The 24,905-nt window shown below is 62.6% G+C and carries 24 protein-coding genes; 22 read left to right on the top strand and 2 right to left on the bottom strand.

The window, feature by feature from the left end; all coding sequences use genetic code 11:
• The first annotated feature begins 131 nt into the window (after positions 1-131).
• From ACO06J_RS06760 to ACO06J_RS06655, 22 genes are all read left to right on the top strand, one after another.
• Complete coding sequence (locus tag ACO06J_RS06760; protein WP_421759944.1) at positions 132-497, top strand: NADH-quinone oxidoreductase subunit A; 366 nt, start codon at positions 132-134, stop codon at positions 495-497.
• Entirely contained in the window at positions 488-1,069 is a 582-nt protein-coding gene (locus ACO06J_RS06755; protein WP_421759943.1) for a NuoB/complex I 20 kDa subunit family protein, read from the top strand. Before ACO06J_RS06760 ends, ACO06J_RS06755 begins: the two co-directional genes overlap by 10 nt.
• 9 nt (positions 1,070-1,078) lie before the next feature.
• Entirely contained in the window at positions 1,079-1,693 is a 615-nt protein-coding gene (locus tag ACO06J_RS06750; RefSeq protein WP_421759942.1) for an NADH-quinone oxidoreductase subunit C, read from the top strand.
• Positions 1,690-2,880, top strand: a complete 1,191-nt coding sequence (locus ACO06J_RS06745) for an NADH-quinone oxidoreductase subunit D (RefSeq protein WP_421759941.1) — start codon at positions 1,690-1,692, stop codon at positions 2,878-2,880. The genes ACO06J_RS06750 and ACO06J_RS06745 overlap by 4 nt, the downstream gene beginning before the upstream one ends.
• Complete coding sequence (gene nuoE / locus ACO06J_RS06740; RefSeq protein ID WP_421759940.1) at positions 2,880-4,127, top strand: NADH-quinone oxidoreductase subunit NuoE; 1,248 nt, start codon at positions 2,880-2,882, stop codon at positions 4,125-4,127. Before ACO06J_RS06745 ends, nuoE begins: the two co-directional genes overlap by 1 nt.
• Positions 4,127-5,440: an NADH-quinone oxidoreductase subunit NuoF gene (nuoF, locus tag ACO06J_RS06735; protein ID WP_421759938.1), complete on the top strand. Its 1,314-nt coding sequence runs from the start codon at positions 4,127-4,129 to the stop codon at positions 5,438-5,440. Before nuoE ends, nuoF begins: the two co-directional genes overlap by 1 nt.
• A gap of 3 nt (positions 5,441-5,443) precedes the next feature.
• Positions 5,444-5,674 carry a hypothetical protein gene (locus ACO06J_RS06730; RefSeq protein ID WP_421759937.1) on the top strand — a complete coding sequence of 77 codons (231 nt, stop codon included), beginning with the start codon at positions 5,444-5,446 and terminating at the stop codon, positions 5,672-5,674.
• A 1-nt stretch (position 5,675) separates the two neighbouring features.
• On the top strand, positions 5,676-7,787 hold the full coding sequence (gene nuoG / locus ACO06J_RS06725; protein ID WP_421759936.1) for an NADH-quinone oxidoreductase subunit NuoG: 2,112 nt from the start codon (positions 5,676-5,678) through the stop codon (positions 7,785-7,787).
• 10 nt (positions 7,788-7,797) lie between these two features.
• Positions 7,798-8,895, top strand: a complete 1,098-nt coding sequence (gene nuoH / locus ACO06J_RS06720) for an NADH-quinone oxidoreductase subunit NuoH (protein ID WP_421759935.1) — start codon at positions 7,798-7,800, stop codon at positions 8,893-8,895.
• Positions 8,895-9,383 (top strand): NADH-quinone oxidoreductase subunit NuoI, encoded by a 489-nt coding sequence (gene nuoI / locus ACO06J_RS06715; RefSeq protein WP_421759934.1) that lies wholly within the window; start codon positions 8,895-8,897, stop codon positions 9,381-9,383. The genes nuoH and nuoI overlap by 1 nt, the downstream gene beginning before the upstream one ends.
• Before the next feature lie 9 nt (positions 9,384-9,392).
• A complete protein-coding gene (locus tag ACO06J_RS06710; RefSeq protein ID WP_421759933.1) occupies positions 9,393-10,001 on the top strand; it encodes an NADH-quinone oxidoreductase subunit J in 609 nt (202 codons plus the stop codon).
• Position 10,002: 1 nt separating this feature from the next.
• On the top strand, positions 10,003-10,323 hold the full coding sequence (nuoK, locus tag ACO06J_RS06705) for an NADH-quinone oxidoreductase subunit NuoK (RefSeq protein WP_421759932.1): 321 nt from the start codon (positions 10,003-10,005) through the stop codon (positions 10,321-10,323).
• Between the two features lie 5 nt (positions 10,324-10,328).
• Positions 10,329-12,347 carry an NADH-quinone oxidoreductase subunit L gene (gene nuoL, locus ACO06J_RS06700; RefSeq protein ID WP_421759931.1) on the top strand — a complete coding sequence of 673 codons (2,019 nt, stop codon included), beginning with the start codon at positions 10,329-10,331 and terminating at the stop codon, positions 12,345-12,347.
• Positions 12,347-13,855 carry an NADH-quinone oxidoreductase subunit M gene (locus ACO06J_RS06695; RefSeq protein WP_421759930.1) on the top strand — a complete coding sequence of 503 codons (1,509 nt, stop codon included), beginning with the start codon at positions 12,347-12,349 and terminating at the stop codon, positions 13,853-13,855. The genes nuoL and ACO06J_RS06695 overlap by 1 nt, the downstream gene beginning before the upstream one ends.
• A 9-nt stretch (positions 13,856-13,864) precedes the next feature.
• Positions 13,865-15,310, top strand: coding sequence for an NADH-quinone oxidoreductase subunit NuoN (gene nuoN, locus ACO06J_RS06690; protein ID WP_421759929.1), 1,446 nt, complete (start codon positions 13,865-13,867; stop codon positions 15,308-15,310).
• A gap of 1 nt (position 15,311) precedes the next feature.
• Positions 15,312-16,136, top strand: coding sequence for a biotin--[acetyl-CoA-carboxylase] ligase (locus ACO06J_RS06685; RefSeq protein WP_421759928.1), 825 nt, complete (start codon positions 15,312-15,314; stop codon positions 16,134-16,136).
• A 4-nt stretch (positions 16,137-16,140) separates the two neighbouring features.
• A complete protein-coding gene (locus ACO06J_RS06680) occupies positions 16,141-17,820 on the top strand; it encodes a ribonuclease J (protein ID WP_421759927.1) in 1,680 nt (559 codons plus the stop codon).
• A gap of 3 nt (positions 17,821-17,823) precedes the next feature.
• Positions 17,824-18,069: a DUF1467 family protein gene (locus ACO06J_RS06675; protein ID WP_421759926.1), complete on the top strand. Its 246-nt coding sequence runs from the start codon at positions 17,824-17,826 to the stop codon at positions 18,067-18,069.
• Between the two features lie 643 nt (positions 18,070-18,712).
• Complete coding sequence (gene proS, locus ACO06J_RS06670) at positions 18,713-20,062, top strand: proline--tRNA ligase (protein ID WP_421759925.1); 1,350 nt, start codon at positions 18,713-18,715, stop codon at positions 20,060-20,062.
• A 13-nt stretch (positions 20,063-20,075) separates the two neighbouring features.
• A complete protein-coding gene (locus ACO06J_RS06665; RefSeq protein WP_421759924.1) occupies positions 20,076-21,437 on the top strand; it encodes an ABC transporter permease in 1,362 nt (453 codons plus the stop codon).
• Complete coding sequence (locus ACO06J_RS06660; RefSeq protein WP_421759923.1) at positions 21,434-22,789, top strand: ABC transporter permease; 1,356 nt, start codon at positions 21,434-21,436, stop codon at positions 22,787-22,789. Before ACO06J_RS06665 ends, ACO06J_RS06660 begins: the two co-directional genes overlap by 4 nt.
• Positions 22,782-23,468 (top strand): ABC transporter ATP-binding protein, encoded by a 687-nt coding sequence (locus ACO06J_RS06655; RefSeq protein WP_421759922.1) that lies wholly within the window; start codon positions 22,782-22,784, stop codon positions 23,466-23,468. The genes ACO06J_RS06660 and ACO06J_RS06655 overlap by 8 nt, the downstream gene beginning before the upstream one ends.
• Before the next feature lie 92 nt (positions 23,469-23,560).
• On the opposite strand, the gene ACO06J_RS06650 is transcribed toward ACO06J_RS06655, so the two are convergent.
• The gene (locus tag ACO06J_RS06650) at positions 23,561-23,914 is read right to left on the bottom strand and encodes a hypothetical protein (RefSeq protein ID WP_421759921.1); all 354 of its coding nucleotides are present in this window, start codon (positions 23,912-23,914) and stop codon (positions 23,561-23,563) included.
• An 11-nt stretch (positions 23,915-23,925) separates the two neighbouring features.
• Positions 23,926-24,759 (bottom strand): isocitrate lyase/PEP mutase family protein, encoded by an 834-nt coding sequence (locus tag ACO06J_RS06645; RefSeq protein WP_421759920.1) that lies wholly within the window; start codon positions 24,757-24,759, stop codon positions 23,926-23,928.
• Between the last annotated feature and the right edge of the window lie 146 nt (positions 24,760-24,905).

Below are 24,905 nucleotides of genomic sequence, written 5' to 3'. Positions count from 1 at the left end.
TTTCCCTTGAATCGAGGGAGGGCGTGGGGTAAGCCCAATCCCGACACATTCATGTCGTCTCCGAGGCCCAAAATTGCTTCAGGGACCGCATGAGACGGTCGCTAGACCGGCCATGGACCACAGGCTGCACAATGAACGAGTTGCTCAGCAACTACCTGCCGATCCTTATCTTTATCGGCCTTTCCGCCGTTATCGGTTTGGCCCTTCTCGTCGCCCCATTTATTGTCGCTTTCAAAAAGCCGGACCCCGAAAAGGTTTCGGCTTACGAGTGCGGCTTTGAGGCGTTCGATGATGCGCGCATGAAGTTCGACGTGAGGTTCTACCTCGTGTCGATCCTCTTCATCATTTTCGATCTCGAAGTGGCGTTCCTGTTCCCGTGGGCTGTGGCTTTCCACACCGTGGGCTGGTTCGGCTTCTGGTCGGTGATGATCTTCCTGAGCGTGCTGACCGTAGGCTTTGTATACGAATGGAAGAAGGGCGCGCTGGAATGGGATTGAGTCCGCAGAGCGGGACGTTGATCGCCCCGCAGCCCAAGGGTGTCATCGATCCGGCGACCAACAAGCCGATCGGGGCAAACGATCCATACTTCATGGAGATCAATAACGAGCTGGCCGATAAGGGCTTCCTCGTCACTTCCACCGATGAGCTGATCACCTGGGCTCGCACCGGCTCGCTGATGTGGATGACCTTCGGTCTTGCATGCTGCGCCGTCGAGATGATCCAGATGTCGATGCCGCGCTACGACGTCGAGCGTTTTGGCCTCGCGCCGCGCGCTTCGCCGCGCCAGTCGGACGTGATGATCGTCGCCGGCACGCTGACCAACAAGATGGCCCCGGCGCTGCGCAAGGTCTACGACCAGATGCCGGAGCCACGCTACGTCATCTCGATGGGCAGCTGCGCCAATGGCGGCGGCTACTATCACTATTCCTATTCCGTGGTGCGCGGGTGCGACCGCGTCGTACCGGTGGATATCTACGTTCCGGGCTGCCCTCCCACGGCCGAGGCGCTGCTCTATGGCCTGTTGATGCTGCAGAAGAAAATCCGCCGCACCGGCACGATCGAGCGATAGGAGCGGGGCATGGCTGACGGCTCCAACGATCACGCGCTAGCGGCGCTCGCCGAGCGTACCCGCAATTTGCACGGCGAAAAGATCAAGAACCACACCCTGGTGTTCGGGGATCTCGCGCTTGAGGTCGGGCACCAGGATCTTATCGAAGTCATCACGCACCTGCATGACGCGGAAGGATTTATTTCCTTCGTAGACGTATGCGGCGTCGACTATCCCGAGCGCGCCGAGCGCTTTGACGTCGTCTATCACCTCCTGAGCCCGCGCCAGAATTTGCGCGTGCGTCTCAAGGTTCGCACGGATGAGGCGACTCCCGTTCCGTCGATCACCGGCATCTACCCGGGTGCCGATTGGTTCGAGCGTGAAACCTATGACTTCTACGGCATCCTGTTTTCCGGCCACCCGGATCTGCGCCGCATCCTCACCGACTATGGTTTTGACGGCCATCCGCTGCGCAAGGACTTCCCGACTACGGGTTACGTCGAAGTGCGCTACGACGAAGAGCGCAAGCGCGTCGTCTACGAACCGGTGAAGCTGGCGCAGGAATTCCGTCAGTTCGATTACCTGTCACCTTGGGAAGGCACCGATTACGTGCTGCCCGGTGATGAGAAGGCAAAGCCGCAATGAGCGAAGCTGACGTCCGCAATTTCACGATCAATTTTGGTCCCCAGCATCCGGCGGCGCACGGCGTGCTGCGCCTCGTGCTGGAGCTTGACGGCGAAGTCGTCGAACGCGTCGATCCGCATATCGGCCTGCTGCACCGCGGCACTGAGAAGCTGATCGAGACCAAGACCTACTTGCAAGCTGTGCCGTATTTCGATCGGCTCGACTATGTCGCGCCGATGAATCAGGAGCACGCGTTCTGCCTCGCGGTGGAAAAGCTGCTCGGCATCACGGTGCCGTTCCGCGGCCAGCTGATCCGCGTACTCTATTCCGAAATCGGCCGCCTTCTGTCGCACATCCTCAACACCACGACGCAGGCCATGGACGTCGGCGCGTTGACCCCGCCGCTATGGGGCTTCGATGAGCGCGAAAAGCTCATGATCTTTTACGAGCGCGCCTCGGGCAGCCGCATGCATGCGGCCTATTTCCGTCCCGGCGGCGTGCATCAGGATTTGCCGCAGGCACTGGTCGATGACATCGAAGCGTTCTGCGATCCGTTCCTCAAGGTCTGCGACGACCTTGAAACGCTGCTCACCGGCAACCGCATCTTCATGCAGCGCAACGCCGATATCGGCATTGTTTCGCTCGACGATGCGTGGAAGTGGGGCTTCTCGGGCGTCATGGTCCGCGGCTCCGGCGCCGCCTGGGACCTCCGCAAGGCACAGCCCTATGAGTGCTACGACCGGTTCGACTTCGATATTCCGGTCGGCAAGAACGGCGATTGCTACGACCGCTATCTGGTCCGTATGGACGAGATGCGCCAGTCGATCCGCATCATGAAGCAGTGCATCACGCTGCTGAACTCCCCTGAGGGCAAGGGTCCCGTGTCGTCGACCGACGGCAAGGTCGTCCCCCCCAAGCGCGGCGAGATGAAGCAGTCGATGGAAGCACTGATCCATCACTTCAAGCTCTATACCGAAGGCTTCAAAGTGCCCGCTGGCGAAATCTACGCCGCCGTCGAAGCGCCCAAGGGCGAGTTCGGCGTCTATCTGGTCTCCGACGGAACCAATAAGCCCTATCGCTGCAAGATCCGCGCGCCGGGTTTTGCGCACCTTTCGGCAATGGATGTGCTGTGCCGTGGCCACATGCTGGCCGACGTCGCTGCCATCCTTGGTTCTCTCGATATCGTCTTCGGTGAGGTCGATCGCTAATGTCCGTCCGTCGCCTCGCAGATGCGTCCGTCCAGCCCGAGAGCTTCGCGTTCTCGAGCGAAAATCTCAAATGGGCTGAGCGCAAGATCGCTGAATACCCCGTCGGCCGGCAGCAGTCCGCCGTCATCCCGCTCCTTTGGCGGGCGCAGGAGCAGCAGGGCTGGATCTCGCGGCCCGCCATCGAAGTCATCGCCACCATGCTGGGCATGGCCTATATCCGCGTCCTCGAAGTGGCGACCTTCTACACTCAATTCCTGTTACAACCGGTGGGTACTCGCGCCCACATTCTGGTCTGCGGCACCACACCATGCATGCTGCGTGGCGCTGAAGACATTCGCCACATCTGCGAGCGCAAGATCAATCACGCACCCTTCGAAACCAACGCAGAGGGCACGCTGAGCTGGGAAGAAGTCGAGTGCCTCGGTGCTTGCGTGAACGCGCCGATGATCATGATCGGCAACGACACTTATGAAGACCTCACGGTCGAGAGCTTCGAAGCGCTGCTGGACAAGTTCGCAGCCGGCAAGGGCGCCGATGTGACGCCCGGCCCGCAGATCAAGCGCCAGTTCGCAGCAGCTGAGGGTGGACAGACCACGCTGCTCGAAGCGCCGACCGCCAAGCGTACCTATAAGCCCTTCCCACCGCCGCCGCCCCCACCTGCCGCTGCTCCGGCAGCGCCTGTCGCTGCTGCTCCGGCACCCGCTGCCGCTCCCGCGGCTGTCGCACCTCAGCAAGCGCCGACCACTCCAGGCCGCAAGCAGTCGGTGTCCGAAGAGTCAGCGCCCGGCCTCAAGGGCCCCACTGGCTCACCCAAGTCGCCCATGGCGACGGCTGAAGCCGAGCGGAAGGCTGTGAACACGGCTGCCAAGGCTGACGGCACACCCAACAAGGCCATGCGCGAGGACGCGACTGGTGCCGAGTCGCCCGCCGGTAAGATCGACGCCGGCAAGACCGATACCAAGGTGAAGGCTGCTGCAGCACCACTCTTCGCCGCGCCCGCCGGTCCTGCCAACGACCTCAAGCTCATCTCGGGCGTCGGCCCGGTGCTGGAAGGCAAGCTCAACGCCCTTGGCGTCACCACCTGGGCGCAAGTTGCTGCCCTCAGTGCAGATGACATCGCCAAGCTTGAAAGCAGTCTGAACTTCCCCGGCCGCGTCGCACGCGACCAGTGGATCAAGCAGGCCGAGGCGCTCGCCAAGGGCGGCGTCGAGGAATATCGCAAGGTGTTCGGGAAGGACCCGCGCTGATGCTCGCAGATAAAGACCGCATTTTCACCAATCTCTACGGCACGGGCGACTGGGGCCTCGAAGGCGCCAAATCGCGCGGCGGTTGGCAGGACACCAAAAAGTTCATCGACAACGGTCGTGATTGGATCGTCAACGAGGTCAAGGGCTCGGGCCTGCGTGGCCGCGGCGGCGCCGGTTTCCCCACAGCGCTCAAGTGGACCTTCATGCCCAAGGAGGGCGTCAGCGACGGTCGCCCCAGCCAGCTTCTCGTCAATGCGGACGAATCCGAACCCGGCACCTGCAAGGACCGTGAGATCCTGCGCCACGATCCCCACCACCTGGTCGAAGGCTGCCTGCTGGCCGGCCGCGCCATGGGCGCCCACATTGCCTACGTCTACATTCGCGGCGAGTTCATCCGCGAGCGCCACCACTTCGAAGCTGCCGTGCAGCAGGCCTACGATGCCCGCCTGATCGGCAAGGACAACATCCACGGCTGGGACTTCGATATCGTCGTCCACCACGGCGCCGGCGCCTATATCTGCGGCGAAGAAACCGCGCTGATGGAATCGCTCGAGGGCAAGAAGGGCCAGCCCCGCCTCAAGCCGCCGTTCCCGGCCGCCATGGGCGTCTATGGCAACCCGACCACTGTCAACAACGTCGAGTCTATCGCTGTCGTCCCGGAAATCCTCCGTCGCGGCGGTGCCTGGTTCGCCGGCCTCGGCCGCGCCAACAACACCGGCACCAAGCTGATGTGCGTCTCGGGGCACGTAAACCGGCCCGCGACGTTCGAAGAGGAAATGGGCATCCCCTTCGAGGAAATGATCGAAAAGCACTGCGGCGGTATCCGCGGCGGCTGGGATAACCTCCTCGCCGTGATTCCGGGCGGCGCGTCCGTTCCGTGCGTTCCCGGCGAAAAGATCCGCCAGGCCCGCATGGACTTTGACGGCCTCAAGGAAGTGGGCTCCTCGATGGGGACCGCTGCCGTCATCGTCATGGACAAGTCCACCGACATCATCAAAGCCATCTGGCGCCTCTCCGCTTTCTACAAGCATGAGAGCTGCGGCCAGTGCACGCCGTGCCGCGAAGGCACCGGTTGGATGATGCGCGTCATGGAGCGCATGGTCGAAGGCCGAGCCCAGAAGCGCGAAATCGACATGCTGCTCGAAGTCACCAAACAGATCGAAGGCCACACCATCTGTGCGCTGGGCGATGCTGCCGCGTGGCCGATCCAGGGGCTGATCAAGAACTTCCGCCCCGTCATCGAAGCCCGCATCGACGCCTACACCTACAACTCGACCAGCGACGGCGCCGTGCCGTCGATCGCGGCGGAGTAAGGCATGGCCGAGGAACCGGAAAACATCGTTCTGGTGATGCTTCGGCGAATTGACGAAAAGCTCGGCCGAATGGATGAGCGGCTCGATCGTATCGAGTTTGACGTGCATGAGATAAAGGTTCGGACCAGCTCTCTGGAAGAACGCATGAGCAGCTTGGATCGGCGTATGGATCGTATGGAAGACCGCATATTGCGCATCGAGCGTCGGCTCGATCTCGTTGGGGCTGAGAAGTAAGATGGCCAGTATCAAGGTCGACGGCACGCTCGTCGAGGTCCCGGATTACTACACGCTGATGCAGGCGGCAGAGGCAGCAGGCGCGGAAATCCCGCGCTTTTGCTACCATGAGCGCCTGTCGGTCGCCGGCAATTGCCGGATGTGCCTCGTCGAAGTGAAGGGCGGGCCCCCGAAGCCCCAGGCGTCGTGCGCGATGTCGGTCAAGGACCTGCGTCCCGGCCCGAACGGCGAACCGCCGGAAATGTTCACCAACACCCCGATGGTCAAGAAGGCGCGCGAAGGGGTGATGGAGTTCCTGCTCATCAACCACCCGCTGGATTGCCCGATCTGTGATCAGGGTGGCGAGTGCGACCTGCAGGACCAGGCCATGGCGTATGGCGTGGACAAGAACCGCTACGCCGAGAACAAGCGCGCCGTCGAAGACAAGTACATCGGGCCGCTCGTCAAGACCTCGATGAACCGCTGCATCCACTGCACGCGCTGCGTCCGCTTCACCACTGAAGTGGCCGGCATCGCGGAGATGGGGCTGCTCGGTCGCGGTGAAGACGCCGAAATCACGACGTACCTCGAGCAGGCGCTCTCCAGCGAGCTGCAGGGCAATGTGATCGACCTCTGCCCGGTTGGCGCGCTGACCAGCAAGCCCTACGCCTTCCACGCCCGTCCGTGGGAACTGGTCAAGACCGAGTCGATCGACGTGATGGACGCCGTCGGCTCTAATATCCGCGTCGATAGCCGTGGCCGCGAAGTGATGCGCATCCTGCCCCGCGTCAACGAGGCGATCAACGAAGAGTGGATTTCCGACAAGACCCGCTTCATCTGGGATGGTCTGAAGAGCCAGCGGCTCGATCGCCCCTACGTCCGCACCGGCGGCAAGCTGAAGCCAGCCACCTGGGACGAGGCTTTTGCGGCAGTCGCCAAGGCGATCAAGGCCTCCGGCGGCGGCAACAAGGTCGGCGCCATCGCCGGCGACCTCGCCTCCGTTGAAGATATGTATGCGCTGAAGGCGCTGATGACCTCGCTCGGCTCCGGCATGACCGATAGCCGCCCGGCGATGTCGGGTATCGACCCCTCCATGCCGCGCTCGGCCTATATCTTCAACCCGACCATTGCCGGGATCGAAGAGGCTGATGCCATCCTCATCATCGGCGCCAACCCGCGCCGCGAAGCCGCGCTCGTCAATGCCCGCATCCGCAAGGCCTGGCGCGCCAAGGGCACCCCGATTGCCGTCATCGGCGATCAGGCTGACCTTACCTATAACTATGACTACCTCGGCAACGGCTTCTCGGCGCTGACCGATCTGGTCGCCGGCAAGGGCAACTTCAGCGCGATCCTCGCCAAGGCCACCAAGCCGCTGATCATCGTCGGCGAAGGTGCCGTGTCGCATGGGGCTGCGCACTCCAAGCAGATTGGCCGCGATGTCATCGCACTCGCCGCCAAGCTCGCAACCGGCGCCAGCGTGGCCGAAGGCTGGAACGGCTTCGCGCTGCTCCACAACGCGGCGGCACGCGTTGGCGGTCTCGACATCGGCTTTGTCCCGCACAATGGCGGCGTCTGCTCGGCCGATCAGGTCGGCCTTGCCGGTGAAGGCAAGCTCGACGTGCTGTTCCTGCTCGGCGCTGACGAATACGACACCGCAGCAATGGGCAAGGCGTTCGTCGTCTATGTCGGCACGCACGGCGACAAGGGCGCTCACCGCGCCGACGTCATCCTGCCCGCCGCCGCCTACACCGAAAAGTCCGGCACGTACGTCAACACCGAGGGCAGGGTGCAGCTCGCTGAGCGCGCCGTATTCCCGCCCGGCGACGCCAAGGAAGACTGGGCCATTTTCCGCGCCCTCAGCGCCGTGCTGGGCAAGCCACTGCCCTTCAACTCGCTGACGCAGCTCCGCGCTGCGATCTACGCCGAGTTCCCGCATCTCGCAAAGATCGATCAGATCGCAGCCGGTTCGGTTACCGATGTGAAAAAGCTCGCGGGCGCTGCCATCAAGACGACGTCGGCGACCTTCACTTCGCCGATTGCAGATTTCTACCTCACCAACCCGATCGCGCGTGCCTCTGCGACGATGGGCGAATGTGCCGCACTGGCCGCCGGCCTCAAGCAGGCTGCGGAGTAAGGACCCCGGTATGGATTTCATCGTTTCAGCGCTGGATTACCTGCTGGGCATCCCCATCTTCGGATGGGGTAGCCAGGTCGGTTTCGTCTACAAGGGCCTGCTGTTCCTTGTCGTGCTCCTGATCTTCACGGCCTACATTCTGCTCGCCGACCGTAAGGTCTGGGCGGCAGTTCAGGTGCGTCGCGGCCCCAACGTCGTCGGCCCGTTCGGCCTGCTGCAGAGCTTTGCAGATTTGCTGAAGTTTGTGCTGAAGGAGCCGGTGATCCCGGCAAGTTCCGACAAGGTGGTGTTCCTGCTCGCGCCGCTGGTGACGTCCATTCTGGCCCTCAGCTCCTGGGCCGTGATCCCGATCGATGCTGGCTGGGCTCTCGCCAACATCAATATCGGCGTCCTCTACATTTTCGCCATCTCCTCGCTCGGCGTCTACGGCATCATCATGGCCGGCTGGGCCTCGAACTCGAAATACGCCTTCCTCGGCGCGCTGCGTTCGGCCGCCCAGATGGTGTCCTACGAAGTCTCGATCGGCCTCGTGATCATCACCGTGCTGCTCGTCGCCGGCTCGCTAAACCTCACCGACATCGTGTTTGCCCAGCAGCAGGGCGGTCTCGCCTATATGCTTGGCGTGCCGTGGCTCAGTTTCCTCAACTGGTACTGGCTGCCGCTGTTCCCGATGTTCGTCGTGTTCTTCATCTCGGCGCTGGCTGAAACCAACCGGCCTCCCTTCGATCTGCCCGAAGGGGAATCCGAGCTCGTGGCCGGCTTCATGGTCGAATATTCGTCGACTCCCTATCTGCTGTTCATGCTGGCCGAATACATCTCGATCCAGCTGATGTGCGCCATGATGACGATCCTCTTCCTCGGGGGCTGGTCTGCGCCGATCGACGTGTTCCCCTTCACCCTGGTACCGGGCAGCATCTGGTTCGTTCTCAAACTCTGCCTGGTGTTCTTCATGTTCGCCATGGTGAAGGCGTTCGTGCCGCGCTACCGCTACGACCAGCTGATGCGAATCGGTTGGAAAGTGTTCCTGCCGATTTCGCTGGTCATGGTGATCGTCGTCGCCGCGATCCTGCAGCTGACCGGCTGGGGCTGGCACGGAGGTATTGCCTGATGCGCTTTGTCCAGTTCCTCAACAGTCTGCTGCTGCGCGAGTTTGTCGGCGCGTTCTTTTTGTCGATGAAGTATTTCTTCGCCCCCAAGAAGACCATCAACTACCCGTTCGAAAAGATCCCATATTCGCCGCGCTTCCGGGGTGAGCATGTGCTGCGCCGCTATCCCAATGGCGAAGAGCGTTGCATCGCCTGCAAGCTCTGCGAAGCGATCTGCCCTGCACAGGCCATCACCATCGAGGCTGGCCCGCGCCAGAACGACGGCACACGCCGCACCATCCGCTACGACATCGACATGGTGAAGTGCATCTATTGCGGCTTCTGCCAGGAAGCCTGCCCGGTCGACGCCATCGTCGAAGGGCCCAACTTTGAATTCGCGACCGAAACCCGCGAGGAGCTTTACTTCTCCAAGGAGAAGCTCCTGGCCAACGGTGATCGTTGGGAGCGCGAAATCCAGCGCAACCTCGCCGCCGATGCGCCGTACCGTTAAGGGACCGAGATGACGCTGCCTCTCTTCTTTTTCTACGTGTTCTCGATCATCGCGGTAGCGTCCGCGCTGATGGTGATCGCGTCGCGTAACCCGGTTCACTCGGTGCTGTATCTGATCCTTGCCTTCGTGAATGCCGCAGGGCTGTTCATGCTGGCGGGGGCGGAGTTCCTGGCGCTGATCCTGATCGTCGTCTATGTCGGCGCGGTCATGGTGCTGTTCCTCTTCGTCACCATGATGCTCGACGTCGACTTTGCCTCGCTCCGCCAGGGCATGCTGCAATACGCGCCGATCGGCATGGTAGTGGGCGCCATCCTGCTGCTCGAGCTCTTCCTCGTCGCGGGCAGCTTCGTTATCTCGCCTGAGATCACCGCTACCGCGGTGGTTCCCATGCACGCCGGCGGGGACAACACCCGCCAGCTCGGCGAACTGCTCTACACCCGCTACGTCTTCCTCTTCGAAGGCGCCGGTGCAGTGCTGCTGGTTGCCATGATCGGGGCGATCGTTCTCACGCTGCGCCACAAGTCCGGCGTCAAGCGCCAGGATGTGTTCAAGCAGACCAATCGGACCCGGGCGGAAGCGACGGAGCTGGTCAAGGTCAAATCTGGGCAGGGGCTCTAACATGCTGCAGGCAGCCGGAATCGGGCTCGGGCACTACCTGACCGTCGGGGCGATCCTCTTCACCATCGGGGTGTTCGGGATCTTCATCAACCGCAAGAACATCATCATCATCCTGATGTCCGTGGAACTCATCCTCCTCGCGGTGAATCTCAATTTCGTGGCGTTCTCCGCCCAGCTAGGCGATCTCGCGGGCCAGGTGTTCGCGCTGCTCATCCTGACGGTCGCGGCGGCGGAAGCTGCCATCGGCCTCGCCATCCTCGTTATCTTCTATCGCAACCGCGGCACCATTGCCGTGGAAGACGTCAACTCGCTGAAGGGCTGACCTAAGTGATCCAGGCCATCGTATTTTTCCCGCTTGTCGGTGCGCTGATTGCCGGGCTGCTCGGCCGGATCATCGGCCATCGGACCAGCGAGTACATCACCACTGGCCTACTGATCGCCTCGGCGGTCCTGAGCTGGATCGTCTTCGCCGGCTACTGGTTCGCCCCCGAAGCAGCAGAGGGCGCCGGGCATGCCGAAGCGACCAAGGTCGTGGTGATGAGCTGGATCCATTCAGGCTCGCTCAGCCTCGACTGGGTGCTGCGTGTCGACACGCTGACTGCCATCATGCTGGTCGTCGTCAACACCGTGTCGAGCCTCGTGCACGTCTATTCCATCGGCTACATGGCCGACGATCCGCACCGCTCGCGCTTCTTCGCCTATCTGTCGCTCTTCACCTTCGCCATGCTCATGCTGGTCACTGCCGACAACTTCCTTCAGATGTTCTTCGGCTGGGAAGGCGTCGGCCTCGCGTCCTACCTCTTGATCGGCTTCTGGTACACCCGGCCCTCGGCCAACGCTGCCGCGATGAAGGCCTTCGTCGTCAACCGCGTCGGTGACTTCGGCTTTGCGCTCGGCATCTTTGCCGCCTTCATGGTCCTCGGCCAGCTCAACTTCGATGACGCGTTCCACGCCGTCGAAGGCCATAAGGATGCCGTGATCCACTTCCTCGGGTGGGATTTCCACGCCATGACAGTGGTGTGCCTGCTGCTGTTCATGGGTGCCATGGGCAAGTCGGCGCAGTTCCTGCTCCACACCTGGCTGCCGGACGCCATGGAAGGCCCGACACCGGTGTCGGCGCTCATCCACGCCGCAACCATGGTCACCGCCGGCGTCTTCATGGTCGCGCGGCTCTCGCCCATGTTCCAGGCCTCCGAAGTCGCGATGATGACCGTGATGCTGGTTGGCGCCATGACGGCTTTCTTTGCCGCCACCGTCGGCCTCGTCCAGAACGACATCAAGCGCGTCATCGCCTATTCCACCTGTTCTCAGCTCGGCTACATGTTCGTCGCGCTCGGGGCAGGGGTCTACTCCGCGGGCGTCTTCCACCTGTTCACCCACGCCTTCTTCAAGGCGCTCCTGTTCCTTGGCGCCGGCTCGGTCATTCACGCGATGCACCACGAGCAGGACATGCGCAACATGGGCGGTCTCGCAAAAAAGATCCCGCTCACCTATTACGCCATGCTCATCGGCACGCTGGCACTCACCGGCGTCGGCATCCCGGGCACGCCGCTCGGTTTCGCCGGGTTCTTCTCCAAGGACGGCATCATCGAGGCTGCCTACGCCACTGGCGCCTCAACTGGCTACATCGCCTTCTGGGCGCTGGTCATCGCCGCGATGTTCACCAGCTTCTACTCCTGGCGCCTGATCCACCTGACCTTCCACGGCAGGCCGCGCGAAGCGCATGCAGCCGCTCACGGTCATGACGATCACGCCCACCACGGCAGTGCATATGACAACGCGCATGAAAGCCCGCGGGTCATGCTAGTGCCGCTCGCCATCCTCGCCTTCGGCGCGGTGTTCGCCGGCGTCGTGTTCTACGGCCAGTTCTTTGAAAGCGTTCCGGAGATCGAGCACTTCTTCAAGGGCTCGGTTGTGGTCTCCGAAGCCCTGATGGAAGAAGTCCATGCTGTGCCGCTCTGGGTGAAGTGGTCCGCCACCATTGCCATGCTGCTCGGCTTCGGCGCCGCCTGGCAGATGTACATCCGCGATCCGGCGATGCCCAAGCGCATCGCCGACGCGAATCCGGGCCTCTACCAGTTCCTGCTCAACAAGTGGTACTTCGACGAGCTGTACAACTTCCTCTTCGTCAAGCCCGCGCTCTGGCTGGGCAATGCGCTGTGGAAGGGCTTCGATGACTGGCTGATCGACCAGACCATCACCGAAGGCATCGGCAACCGCGTCAAGGATGTCACGGCGCGCGTCGTTAAGCTGCAGTCGGGCTACCTCTATCACTATGCCTTCGCGATGCTGATCGGCGTTGCCGCACTTCTCACCTTTGCCATCGCTGCCGGGGGGCTGCTCTGATGAACCTCGGCCTATTGACCATCATCACGTTCCTGCCGACGCTGGGTGCAGTTCTGCTGCTCTTCATCGGCGGCAAGGACACCAACTCGGTCAACCTCGTCCGCTGGATCGCACTCGCCGTGACTCTCGTCACCGCGGTGTTGAGCCTCTGGCTCTGGTACCAGTTCGACCCCACCAACACCGACTTCCAGTTCGTCGAAAACTACGCCTGGATCGGGGACTCGATCGGCTACCGCATGGGCGTTGACGGCATTTCCGTGCTGTTCATCCCGCTCACCGCAGTCATCATGCCGGCGGTTATCCTTGCCAGCTGGAACTCCATCACGGACCGCGTCCGCGAGTACATGCTGGTGTTCCTCGTCCTCGAAACCTTCATGATCGGCGCCTTCGCGACGCTCGATCTGGCCATGTTCTACGTGTTCTTCGAGGGCACGCTGATCCCGATGTTCCTGATCATCGGCATCTGGGGTGGCAAGCGTCGCATCCAGGCGACCTACAAGTTCTTCTTTTACAGCTTCACCGGCACCGTGCTGATGCTGCTCGCCATCATGTACATGTACTGGCAGGCCGGCACGCTCAATATCTCGACGCTCCTCCACTTCAAGTTCTCGCCCGAGGCACAGACCTGGCTCTGGATCGGCTTCTTTGCCTCCTTTGCCGTGAAAATGCCGATGTGGCCGTTCCACCGCTGGCTGCCGGAAGCCCACGTTGAGGCACCGACCGGTGGCTCGGTGATCCTCGCCGCGATCCTTCTGAAGCTTGGCGGCTACGGTTTCATCCGCTTCTCGATCTCGATGTTCCCTGATGCCTCGCACCAGTTCGCGAACTTCGTGTTCGTCCTCTCGGTAGCGGCTATCATCATCACCTCGCTGGTTGCGCTGGTGCAGACCGACATCAAGAAGCTCATTGCCTACTCGTCCGTCGCCCACATGGGCTTCGTCACGATGGGGATCTTCTCGGGCAACATCTACGGCATCCACGGCGCGATCTTCCAGATGATCTCGCACGGTATCGTTTCCGCTGCTCTCTTCCTTTGTGTAGGCGTCGTCTACGACCGCATGCACACCCGTGAGATCTCGGCCTATGGCGGTCTCGTCGAGCGTATGCCGCGCTATGCGGTGGCCTTCATGGTGTTCACCATGGCCAATGTCGGCCTGCCGGGCACTTCGGGCTTCGTCGGTGAATTCCTCACCATGTTTGGCGCGTTCCAGGCCAATACCTGGGTGGCCTTCTTTGCCACCTTCGGGGTGATCCTGTCGGCGTGCTACGCGCTATGGCTCTATCGCCGGGTCATCTTCGGTGCGCTGACCAAGGACTCCCTCAAGGGCATCCTCGATCTCGACGCCCGCGAAATCGCCGTCTTGGTGCCGCTGATCGTCCTCACCATCCTCTTCGGCTTCTACCCGGCCCCGATCCTCGATGCGACCGCCGCATCGGTGAACCTCGTTGCCGAAAACTTCGCCCACGCCATCGGCGCCGTTCCGGCCGCCGTAGCCTCTGCGCACTAGGAGACGGGCATGCAGTCCGACGTTCTGAGCCTTGCATCACTGGCCCCGGCTTACCCCGAGATTCTCCTCGCCATTGGCGCGGTGGCAGTGCTGCTGGTCGCGCTGTTCTTCAAAACCGACCGCAGCCGGTTGATCGCCGGTGCGGCGATCATTCTCCTCGCTGCGGTGCTGGTCGTTATCCTCACCCAGCCGGGCGACGCGGTGCTCTTCAACGGCGCCTTCATCTCTGACGCCTTCTCGCGCTACATGAAGGCCCTGGTGGTCGGCGCCTCAGGCTTCACGCTGCTGATCTCGATGTCGTCCGCCAAGGAAAACGGCATCGCCAAGTTCGAGCACTCCGTGCTCATCCTGCTCGCAACGCTCGGCATGATGGTCATGGTCTCGGCCAACGACCTGATGAGCCTCTATATCGGCCTCGAGCTGCAGAGCCTCGCACTCTACGTTGTCGCCGCAATGAAGCGCGATGACGGCAAGGCGACCGAAGCCGGCATGAAGTACTTCGTGCTCGGCGCGCTGTCCTCGGGCATGCTGCTCTATGGTGCCTCGCTGGTCTATGGCTTCACCGGCACCACCCAGCTCGATCAGATCGTCGCCGCCATTGCCATGGAAAACCGGTCCATCGGCCTGATCTTCGGCATGGTCTTCCTCCTCGCGGGCATCGCCTTCAAGATCTCCGCCGTGCCGTTCCACATGTGGACGCCGGACGTCTATGAAGGCGCGCCGCTACCGGTCACCGCCTTCTTTGCCGCTGCCCCCAAGGTCGCTGCCATGGCGCTATTGATCCGTGTCGTCACGGTGAGCTTCGGCCCCATCACGCACGATTGGCAGCAGATCATTATCTTCCTTTCCATCGCTTCGATGGTGCTCGGTGCCTTCGCTGGTATCGGGCAGCAGAACCTCAAGCGCCTGATGGCCTACTCGTCCATCGGTCACGTCGGCTTCGCCCTGGTGGGCCTGTCGGCCGGCACGTCGGTCGGCGTCGAGGGTGTTGCCGTCTACATGGCGATCTATGTTGCCATGACTGTCGGTATCTTTACCTGCATCCTGTCGCTCCGCACCTCCGAGGGGCCGATCGAAAAGATCAGCGATATCGCCGGCCTCGCTCAGCGTCGCCCGTTCGTCGCCGCCATGATGGCCGTGCTGATGTTCTCGCTCATCGGCCTGCCGCCGCTCGCCGGGTTCTTCGCCAAGTGGCAGGTGTTCCTTGCTGCGATGGAAGCCAACCTGTTCGTTCTCGCCGTCATCGGCGTCCTCGCCAGTGCGGTCAGCGCCTACTATTACCTGCGCATCATCAAGACGATGTACTTTGACGAGCCGGTCACCGAGTTCGCCGCCATTCCCGCTGAGCTGACCGTGGTCATGGCTGGCATCGGTTTCCTCGTCGTCACCTACTTCGTCACCGTCGGCGGTCCGCTCACCAATGCGGCCCACGTCGCCGCCGGAAGCCTGTTCTAAGGTGACAGGTTTCTGGCTCGGGCCGAAGGCGGCCGCCCGCGGCTACCGCCTCAATGGGTTCGAGACCATCGGATCTACCAACAGCGAGGCCGTGAAGGCTGCGCAGGCCGGCGATGTGGGTGATGTCTGGTACTGCGCTCTGCAGCAAACCGCCGGGCGCGGCCGCCGTGGCCGCCAGTGGCACTCCCCACCGGGCAATCTCGCCGCCAGCCTGCTCGTTGTCCCTGACACCGATCCGGCCATCGCGGCGACGCTTGGCTTTGTTGCCGGGGTCGCGCTGAACCGCGCACTGCAGCAGGTCGTCCCGGCGGCGCGTCTCAAGGTCGGCATCGATGGCGCGGACGGGCAGGGCGGTCGCATCGCGCTCAAGTGGCCCAACGATGTGCTGATCGATGGCGCCAAGCTCGCCGGCATCCTGCTCGAGGCGCAGAAACGCCCCGATGGTGGCTTGGCGATCGTCATCGGTATCGGCGTCAATGTCGTTGCAGCTCCCGAGGGCTTGCCCTATCCGGCAACGTGCCTACATGCGCTGGGTATCGACGTCAGCGCGGCGACCATGTTCGAGGCTCTGTCCGAAAGCTGGGTCGACTGCATCGACATCTGGAATAGCGGCCGTGGCATCGGCGACATCCTCGAACTGTGGCGCAGTGCTGCAGCGGGGATTGGCGCAGAAGTTGCGGTCTCGCGTGACGGCGACGTCGTGCGCGGCATTTTTGAAACTATCGATGAGGCGGGGCGGCTAATCGTCCGCGCCAATGACAACCGGCGTATTGCCATCACCGCGGGGGACGTCCATTTCGGCGCCACCGCCAGTTTAAGGATATAGCCTGATGGCGAAGGCATTTCGCGATGAGCTGGTCTTTGTGCCGCTCGGCGGCGTAGGCGAAATCGGTATGAATATGGCGGCGTACGGCTTCGGGCCGGAACGCAACCGCAAGTGGATCGTGGTCGATTGCGGCGTCACCTTTGGCGGCCCCAATGAACCCGGCATCGAGCTGATCCTGCCCGATCCCGCCTTCCTTGAAGAAAACGCCGACGACGTCCTGGCGTTGATCCTCACCCACTCGCACGAAGATCACTACGGCGCGGTGCTCGATCTCTGGCCCGCCTTCGACAAGCCCGTCTACGCCACCGCCTTTACCGCTGCCATGCTGGCCGCCAAGCGCGCTACCGAAGACATCGTCGACAACGTCGTGGTCAAGTCCATGCGCGTCGGCAAGCCCTTTACCCTCGGGCCGTTCACCATCGAGGCGATCAACGTTGCGCATTCGATTCCTGAAAGCTGCGCGCTGCTGATCACCACGCCAATCGGCCGCGTCGTCCACACCGGCGACTGGAAGCTCGATCCCAATCCGGTGGGCGGCCCGCCGACGGACATCGCCCGCTTCACCGCAATCGGCGCCGACAAGTCGAGCCCCATCGCACTCATGTGCGACTCGACCAATGCGCTGAAAGACGGCACCAGTCCCAGCGAGGATGAGGTCGCGGCCAATCTTGAGGCCCTGATCGCCGATGCCCCGCACCGGGTCGCCATCACCACCTTCGCCTCCAATGTCGGGCGGGTCATCTCGGTCGCCCGCGCCGCGCAGAAGGCCGGCCGCAAGGTCGTCATGAGTGGCCGCGCCATGCACCGCATTTCTGGCATCGCGCGCGAATTGGGGATGCTTGAAGGCATAGATCCCTTCCTCGACCAGAACGAATACAAATCCCTGCCGCGCTCCAAGGTGGTGCTGCTGTGCACCGGCAGCCAGGGCGAAGCACGCGCCGCCATCGCCCGCATCGCACGTGAAGAGCACCCGGAAATCGCCCTCAACGCTGGTGACCGCGTCATCTTTTCGTCCTGGGCCATTCCTGGCAACGAGCGCGAAGTCATCGATATCCAGAACCTGCTGATCGATCGCGGCGTCGAAGTCATCACCCAGACAAATGCCCTCGTGCACACGACCGGCCACCCGCGCCGCGAAGAGCTCAAGCGCCTCTACGACATGATCCAGCCCAATATCCTGGTCCCGGTCCATGGCGAGGCTGTGCATCTCGAAGCGCACGCTCTCCTCGGCCGCCAGCACGGCATCGGCGAAGTCGTCCACGCCCGAAACGGCGATATGGTGCGGCTCTTTCCCGAGCTGACGCACTTCCCCGGAGAAGTCCGCGTTGGCCAGCTGTTCCTTGATGGTAACGTGCTCTGCACACCCGACGAGAGCGGTGTCAAAGGGCGGCGCAAGCTCAGCTTCGGCGGGCATATTGTCGTCAGCGTCTGCATCAATTCCGGCGGCCAGGTCGTCTCGGGCCCCGAGTTTGCCATGGAAGGCCTCCCGGATGTGGAGGAGGACGAAGAGTCGTTGGGGCAGGTGGTCCGTCGCGCCGTGCACGGCACGCTCAAGAGCATCCCGCCCAAGCGCCGCAGTGATCCAGAGCTGGTGAACTCCGCGTTACAGAGAGCCGTGCGCAGCGAAGTGTCGTCCTATTGGGGCCGCAAACCGAACGTATCGGTCTTCGTCCACCGGATCTGAGCCATGCAACTCGCAACCTACTTCGCCATCTACTTCGTCGTCTGGTGGATGTGCCTGTTCATCGTCCTGCCATTCAGGATGCGCACCCAGATAGATACTGACGACTATGTCCAGGGCACAGAACGTGGTGCTCCGGTTGGCTTTCGCTTCTGGCCCAAGATCATCGTGACCACAGCATTGTCGATCCCGATGACGGCTCTTCTGCTCTGGGGCCTCAGCAGCCCCTGGCTGCGGGAATACTGGCAGTAGCCGACAAGCGCCAAGCCCTCCTCTCACCCACCCTGCCCACCCTCTCCCTCAAGGGGGGAGGGACTGAGTTGGCTAGGCCCCGCTTCCTTCCCTCTCCCCTTGAGGGAGAGGGTGGCGCGTAGCGCCGGGTGAGGGGAAGTTGCCAGGATGCCCTCCCAACAAGATAACCTTAGCTATCACCAAGCAGCGCACAAGTAACCGCCGCCGCTAACTCTACTCACCCAGTAGCATTAGCTGTCACAATTCCGTCGGTCTGCACAAACCTGATGCACAAATGAAAAAAGCAGGGCCAGAGGCCCTGCTTGTAAGAGTTTTTCGACAATTACACCGGTCTTAGGCACACAATGAAGTGGCAGCCAGCGCTCCTCCCTTGACGTTGTCGACGTCCGGCAACTTGCAGTTGCCTGTGTTCTTATGGCGTCGGACCCTAACAACACATTTTGGGGCTGTCACGCGGATTCTGCATGGCAGCCATCGCAATTTTACATAGTCACAAAATGCGAATTTAATCGCGCGTTCAGCTGCTTAAACACGTTGCATGAAACGACATCTGCCTAAGTTTCGCGCGCATTTTCAGGTCCTAATCGCCGCCACATTGCGCTATAGGGTGTCAATCGAATCCGGGTCACGCCGAGGGAAATTCATGCGTCTCAGCCGTTACTTCCTGCCGCTCCTCAAGGAGACACCAAAGGAAGCCGAAATCGTCTCGCACCAGCTCATGCTGCGCGCCGGGATGATCAAGCAGCAGGCCGCGGGGAGCTATTCGTGGCTGCCGCTGGGCTTCAAGGTGCTCAACAAGATCGTCAGGATCATCGAGGAAGAGCAGAACCGCTCCGGTGCCATCCAGTTGCTGATGCCCACCGTGCAGTCGGCCGACCTCTGGCGTGAAAGCGGCCGCTACGATGCCTATGGCAAGGAAATGCTGCGCATCGAGGATCGCCACGAGCGCGACATGCTGTTCGGGCCGACCAACGAGGAGATGATCACCGACATCTTCCGCACCTACGTCAAATCCTACAAGGACCTGCCGCTGAACCTCTACCACATCCAGTGGAAGTTCCGTGACGAGGTGCGCCCGCGCTTCGGCACCATGCGCAGCCGCGAGTTCCTGATGAAGGACGCCTATTCGTTCGACATGGACGAAGCCGGCGCCGTCCGCGCTTTCCAGCGGATGTTCGTGGCTTACCTGCGCACTTTCCACCGCATGGGCCTGGTCGGCATCCCCATGCGCGCCGACACCGGCCCCATCGGCGGCGACATGAGCTACGAGTTCCACGTCCTAGCCGATACCGGCGAGAGCGCGGTCTTTCTCGACAAGGGCCTGATCGACAAGCCGATCCCGCCCATCGACACCGATTTCCGCGGTGACCTCGAACCGATCTTCAAGGATTGGACCTCGCTCTTCGCGGCAACCGACGAAATGACCGATGAGGCAACCTTCAAGGCTGCCGTCCCCGAGGATCGCCAGCTCAGCGCGCGCGGCATCGAGGTCGGCCACATCTTCTTTTTCGGCACCAAATACTCAGCGCCGATGAAGGCCATGGTCACCGGTCCCGACGGCCAGGCCGTGCCCGCCCAGATGGGCAGCTACGGCATCGGCCCGTCCCGCCTTGTACCCGCGATCATCGAGGCCTCGCATGACGAGAACGGCATCGTCTGGCCGGTCAGCGTCGCGCCCTTCGAGGCCGTGCTGATCAACCTCAAGGTCGGCGACAACGAGGCCGACACCGCCTGCGCCAAGTTCGAAACCGAACTGACCGCCGCCGGGATCGATTTCCTCTATGACGACCGCGACATGGGCGCCGGTGGCAAGTTCGCGACCGCCGACCTGATCGGCATCCCATACCAGTTGATCGTCGGGCCGCGCGGCCTCAAGGAGGGCCAGGTCGAGATCAAACATCGCAAGTCCGGTGAGCGCGAAACCTTGCCGGTCGATGCAGCGGTCGCCCGCCTCAAGGCGCTGATCGAGCCGCAGCGCCGGGACAACGTGTGACCAAGGCCCTGGTGTGAACCAGCCTCTGCCCACCGCAGCGCGGGGAACAGGTCCGTTCTCCCGCTTCGAATTCCTCCTCGCCGGACGCTATCTGCGCGCCCGGCGCAAGGAGCGGTTCGTCTCCGCCATCGCCATGCTCACCCTGATCGGCGTAGCGCTTGGCGTCGCCACTCTGATCGTCGTGATGAGCGTCATGAACGGCTTCCGCGGCGAACTCCTGGGCAAGATCCTCGGCATCAACGGCCACTTCGTCGTCCAGACCATCAACCAGCCGTTTGACGACTACGCCGAGATCACCAAACGCCTCGAAACCGTCGCCGGTGTCACCTACGCCATCCCCTATGTGGAGGGCCAGGCGCTCGCCAGCGGCAGCTCGGATTCGACCGGCGTTGTCGTCCGCGGTATCGACGAAAGCTCCGTCAAGAAGCTGAGCCTGCTGCGCGACAAGGCCATCCTCGGCGGCTGGGACCAGTGGGACCAGGGGCAGGGCGTCGCCATCGGCTCCCGCCTCGCCGAAAAGCTCGGCGTCAGCCTCGGCGACCCCATCACCATCATCAATCCAAACGGCACGCCCACCCCCTTCGGCAAAACCGCCGCCATCCGCTCCTACCCGGTCAACGTTATCTACGACCTCGGCATGCCCGAATACGACAGCTTCTACGTCTACATGCCGATGCAGCCCGCCCAGGCCTATTTCCGCCTCTACGACGACCACCTGAAGCCCGGCGCTACCATGCCCGGCGTGATGGCCAGCGACGACGAGATCGCCGCCGCGTACGAGCGCCTCTACCAGGCGACCGGCATCGAGGTCTTCGTCACCGACCCCGACAACATCGGCGGCATGCGCACGAAGCTCCAGGCCGCACTCGACCGCCCCTTCGCCATCGCCGATTGGCAGCAGCGCAACGCCACCTTCTTTTCCGCCCTCCAGGTCGAGCGCGTCGTGATGTTCGTGATCCTCTCGCTGATCATCCTCGTCGCCGCCTTCAACATCATCTCGAGCCTCGTCATGCTGGTGAAAGACAAGGGCCCCGATATCGCCGTGCTCCGCACCATGGGCGCCACCCGCGGCGCGATCCTCCGCGTCTTCGCCATGACCGGCTTTGCCATTGGCCTCAGCGGCACCTTCGTCGGCCTGATCGTCGGGCTGGTCTTTGCCATCAACGTCGAAGCAATCCGCTCGTTCGTCTCGAACGTCCTCAACATCCCGATCTTCCCGCCCGAACTGTTCCTCCTCTCGGCGCTCCCATCGCGCATCGATCCCGCCGAAGTCACCTTCGTCGTCGCGCTATCGCTGGGCCTCACCTTCCTTGCGACGCTCTATCCCGCCTGGCGCGCCGCGCGGCTCGATCCGGTCCAGGGGCTGCAGAAATGAGCGCCACCCAAGCTGATCCCGGCCCGTTCTCCCGCTTCGAGTTCATGGTCGCTTGGCGCTATCTCCGCGCCCGCCGCAAGGACCGTTTCGTCTCGGTCATCGCTGCGCTGACCCTCACCGGCATCGCGCTCGGCGTCGCCACTCTCATTGTCGTCACCTCGGTGATGAACGGCTTCAACGTCGAAATCATCGCCAAGCTCCTCGGCCTCAACGGCCACTTCGCCGCCTATCCGATCGAGGCCCGCTTCACCGACTACGAAGATGCGGTCAAAGACCTTGAGCGTGTCACGGGCGTCGTCGCCGCCATTCCCTATGTCGAGGGCCAGGCGCTTGCCTCCGGTCCGCGCAGCGATGCCACAGGCGTTATTGTCCGGGGCACAGATCTCGCGTCGATCGAGAAGCTGAAACTCCTCCACGATGGCGCGGTGCTCGGCCATTGGGACGACTGGGATACCAGCAACGGCGTCGCCATCGGCAAGCGGCTCGCTGATAAACTCGGCGTCAAGATCGGCGATCCGGTGACCCTCGTGACGCCCGATGGCCCGGAAACCACCAACGGCCGAACCCCGCAGATCCGCTCGTTCCCGGTCAAAGTTATCTTCGAACTCGGCATGACCGAGTTCGACAGTTTCTACCTCTACCTGCCGATGCAGCCCGCGCAGGACTACTTCAATATGTTCGAGCGGGTGCTGAAGCCCGGCGTCGCCCCACCCACCGCCGAAATGACCGACGAGGACCGCGAGGCCGCCTACAATCGCACCTACCGCGCCACTGCCATCGAGATCTTTATCGATGATCCAAGCGCCATCGAGCCCATGCGGCTCAAGATCGGCCAGGAGATCGAGCGCCCGCTCGTCCTCTCCGATTGGCAACAGCAGCACCAGAACTTCTTCGATGCGCTGCAGACCCAGGGCAGCGTTATGTTCGTCATCCTGTCCATGATCATAGTCGTGGCCGCGTTCAACATCATTTCGAGCCTCATCATGCTGGTAAAGGACAAGGGCACCGATATCGCCGTGCTGCGCACCATGGGCGCCACGCGCGGCGCCATCATGCGCATCTTCGGCATCGCCGGGGTCGCGATCGGCGTCGCCGGCACGGTCATCGGCGTCGGGCTGGGTCTGGTCATCGCGGCCAATGCCGAGCCAATCCGGGCCTTCATTTCCGGGCTGCTGGGCGTCACCATCTTTCCGCCCGAGGTGTTCTACCTGTCCTCGCTCCCCTCGCGCACCAACCTCTCCGAGGTCATCACCATCATGGCGGTGGCACTTGGCCTCAGTTTCCTCGCGACGCTCTATCCCGCCTGGCGCGCCGCCCAATACGATCCCGTCGAGGCCCTCCGCTATGAGTGACGTTCACCTCAAGCTCTCCCAGGTGCATCGCCACTATGGCGAAGGCGACACCATGGTGCGCGTGCTGGAAGCGGCCGACCTCGAGGTCCGCGCCGGCGAAATGGTCGCCATCGTCGCCCCCTCAGGCGCCGGCAAGTCCACTCTGCTGCATGTGAGTGGCCTTCTGGAGAAGCCGCAAGCCGGTGAAGTCGAAATCGTTGGCACCCCGACCAGCAAGCTCAACGAGCGCGGCCGTACGCTGCTCCGCCGCAACACCATCGGCTACGTCTACCAGTTCCACCATCTGCTGCCCGAATTCTCGGCGCTCGAAAACGTCATGATGCCCCAACTCATCGCCGGCCAGAGCCCCAAGGCCGCCACCGAGCGTGCGCAGGAACTACTGGACAGCCTTGGCATCGGCCCACGTGCGCTGCACCGTCCGGCCGAACTCTCTGGCGGCGAACAGCAGCGCGTCGCCATCGCCCGCGCCGCCGCCAATCACCCCCGCATCATTCTGGCCGACGAGCCCACCGGCAACCTCGATCCCACCACTAGCGGCGTCGTCTTCGATGCACTGATGAACCTCATCCTCAACGAAAACGCCGCCGCGCTCATCGCCACCCACAACCACGAACTCGCCAAACGCGCCCACCGCATCGTCACCATTCGCAACGGCCTGATCGAGACACTGGTTCTCTAGCGTCCCGCGCCGATGCCAGTGTGAGCGTCTCCCTCCCCAGTAGGGGGAGGGGACAGGGGAGGGGGTCAGCACGCACCGGCCCAGCCGAGCGACTAATCCAGTTCCACCTCATCCTCAGCCATACGACGCAACCGTTCCCGCTCGCTCAGCGTCGCAATCCGCGTCCGCAACGCCCGGATCTGGCGCTCCTGGTTCTCGGTGGTCGATTTGAGCTGCCGGATCCGCGCCTCCGCAGCCTCGCGCAGGTCCAGGTCCCACTCCCGTACCCGGTGGATCACCACCTTGGGCTCCGGCTGCGGCGCCAGCAGCGTCTCCCAGTCGAGGCCCAGCGAGGCCATAATGCGGTTTGCAGCAGATGCCGCCGCAGCGCGCTCCCCCACCTGGTCCGAACCAAGCAGCTTCAGGATGTTGATCAGCCGTTCCCGGTCGTGGTCTTCGAGTGCCATGAATGTGCCGCTCAATCCCGAGGCGTTGGTGCCATCAGGGCGCTAATTTCGGCGGACGTCATAGCCGTGCCGAGATAGCCCACCGTTCCCGGCCCCAGCAGCTCATTTGCCGCATTCCGCAATCCTGACAGCGCAGCCCGCGCAAACGAACTGCCCGTACTCACCCGCCGCACCCCGGCTTCTGCCAGATCTGCCAGCGTATACGGTGTGTTCTTCGCTCCCAGCACCACATTCACCGGCTTGCTCACCGAGGCACAAACCAGCCGGATCGCCTCGAGGTTCGGCAGCCCCGGCGCGAACAGCACATCCGCGCCAGCCTTCTCGAATGCCTGCAACCGCCGGATCGTGTCATCTAGATCGGCAACACCGTGGAGGAAGTTCTCGGCTCTGGCCACGAACGTGAACGGGAAGGGCAGGGCATGCGCCGTCTCTGCCGCCGCCGCCACCCGCTCCACCGAATGATCGAACGTATAGATCGGGTGCGCCGATAGCCCGGTCGCATCTTCGATTGAACCGCCGACCAAACCAATCTCAGCCGCAAGCCGAATGGTCGTCGCGGCGTCCTCGGGGGAATCCCCATAGCCATTCTCGAGATCGGCACTCACCGGCAGGTCCGTAGCCGCAATGATCGCGGCCGCATTGGTCAGCGCTTCGTTACGGGTCACCGCGCCTTCTCCGTCCCGCTTACCGAGGCTGAAGGCGAGGCCCGCACTCGTCGTCGCCAGGGCCTGAAACCCAAAATGCTGCAACAGTCGCGCGCTGCCGGCGTCCCAGGGGTTGGGGAGGACGAAAAGTGGACCACGATGCAGCGCTGCGAAGCGTTCGGCTTTTGTCAGTTGAGTCATGTCGCTTTCTAGCCTCTGCCCCCTGTGGAGAACAAGGAAAACCCGATTTCTCTGTGGGCGCACTCACTCGAAATTAACTCCGCGTTTACGGTTACAAAGATGTTGCTGGACGAGAACGAAATGCGAACATATAAGAACGGAATAGC

This window comes from Devosia sp. (assembly GCF_965229025.1).
Taxonomy (GTDB): Bacteria; Pseudomonadota; Alphaproteobacteria; order Rhizobiales; family Devosiaceae; genus Devosia_A.
Note: the sequence above shows the minus strand (reverse complement) of the source record. Positions and strands in the feature narration are given on the sequence as shown.

Bases quoted from the DNA above. Each gene is read 5' to 3' on its own strand.
- ACO06J_RS06760 (WP_421759944.1), top strand. From the start codon at position 132: ATGAACGAGTTGCTCAGCAACTACCTGCCGATCCTTATCTTTATCGGC.
- ACO06J_RS06755 (WP_421759943.1), top strand. From the start codon at position 488: ATGGGATTGAGTCCGCAGAGCGGGACGTTGATCGCCCCGCAGCCCAAG.
- ACO06J_RS06750 (WP_421759942.1), top strand. From the start codon at position 1,079: ATGGCTGACGGCTCCAACGATCACGCGCTAGCGGCGCTCGCCGAGCGT.
- ACO06J_RS06745 (WP_421759941.1), top strand. From the start codon at position 1,690: ATGAGCGAAGCTGACGTCCGCAATTTCACGATCAATTTTGGTCCCCAG.
- nuoE (WP_421759940.1), top strand. From the start codon at position 2,880: ATGTCCGTCCGTCGCCTCGCAGATGCGTCCGTCCAGCCCGAGAGCTTC.
- nuoF (WP_421759938.1), top strand. From the start codon at position 4,127: ATGCTCGCAGATAAAGACCGCATTTTCACCAATCTCTACGGCACGGGC.
- ACO06J_RS06730 (WP_421759937.1), top strand. From the start codon at position 5,444: ATGGCCGAGGAACCGGAAAACATCGTTCTGGTGATGCTTCGGCGAATT.
- nuoG (WP_421759936.1), top strand. From the start codon at position 5,676: ATGGCCAGTATCAAGGTCGACGGCACGCTCGTCGAGGTCCCGGATTAC.
- nuoH (WP_421759935.1), top strand. From the start codon at position 7,798: ATGGATTTCATCGTTTCAGCGCTGGATTACCTGCTGGGCATCCCCATC.
- nuoI (WP_421759934.1), top strand. From the start codon at position 8,895: ATGCGCTTTGTCCAGTTCCTCAACAGTCTGCTGCTGCGCGAGTTTGTC.
- ACO06J_RS06710 (WP_421759933.1), top strand. From the start codon at position 9,393: ATGACGCTGCCTCTCTTCTTTTTCTACGTGTTCTCGATCATCGCGGTA.
- nuoK (WP_421759932.1), top strand. From the start codon at position 10,003: ATGCTGCAGGCAGCCGGAATCGGGCTCGGGCACTACCTGACCGTCGGG.
- ACO06J_RS06695 (WP_421759930.1), top strand. From the start codon at position 12,347: ATGAACCTCGGCCTATTGACCATCATCACGTTCCTGCCGACGCTGGGT.
- nuoN (WP_421759929.1), top strand. From the start codon at position 13,865: ATGCAGTCCGACGTTCTGAGCCTTGCATCACTGGCCCCGGCTTACCCC.
- ACO06J_RS06680 (WP_421759927.1), top strand. From the start codon at position 16,141: ATGGCGAAGGCATTTCGCGATGAGCTGGTCTTTGTGCCGCTCGGCGGC.
- ACO06J_RS06675 (WP_421759926.1), top strand. From the start codon at position 17,824: ATGCAACTCGCAACCTACTTCGCCATCTACTTCGTCGTCTGGTGGATG.
- proS (WP_421759925.1), top strand. From the start codon at position 18,713: ATGCGTCTCAGCCGTTACTTCCTGCCGCTCCTCAAGGAGACACCAAAG.
- ACO06J_RS06660 (WP_421759923.1), top strand. From the start codon at position 21,434: ATGAGCGCCACCCAAGCTGATCCCGGCCCGTTCTCCCGCTTCGAGTTC.
- ACO06J_RS06655 (WP_421759922.1), top strand. From the start codon at position 22,782: ATGAGTGACGTTCACCTCAAGCTCTCCCAGGTGCATCGCCACTATGGC.
- ACO06J_RS06650 (WP_421759921.1), bottom strand. From the start codon at position 23,914: ATGGCACTCGAAGACCACGACCGGGAACGGCTGATCAACATCCTGAAG.
- ACO06J_RS06645 (WP_421759920.1), bottom strand. From the start codon at position 24,759: ATGACTCAACTGACAAAAGCCGAACGCTTCGCAGCGCTGCATCGTGGT.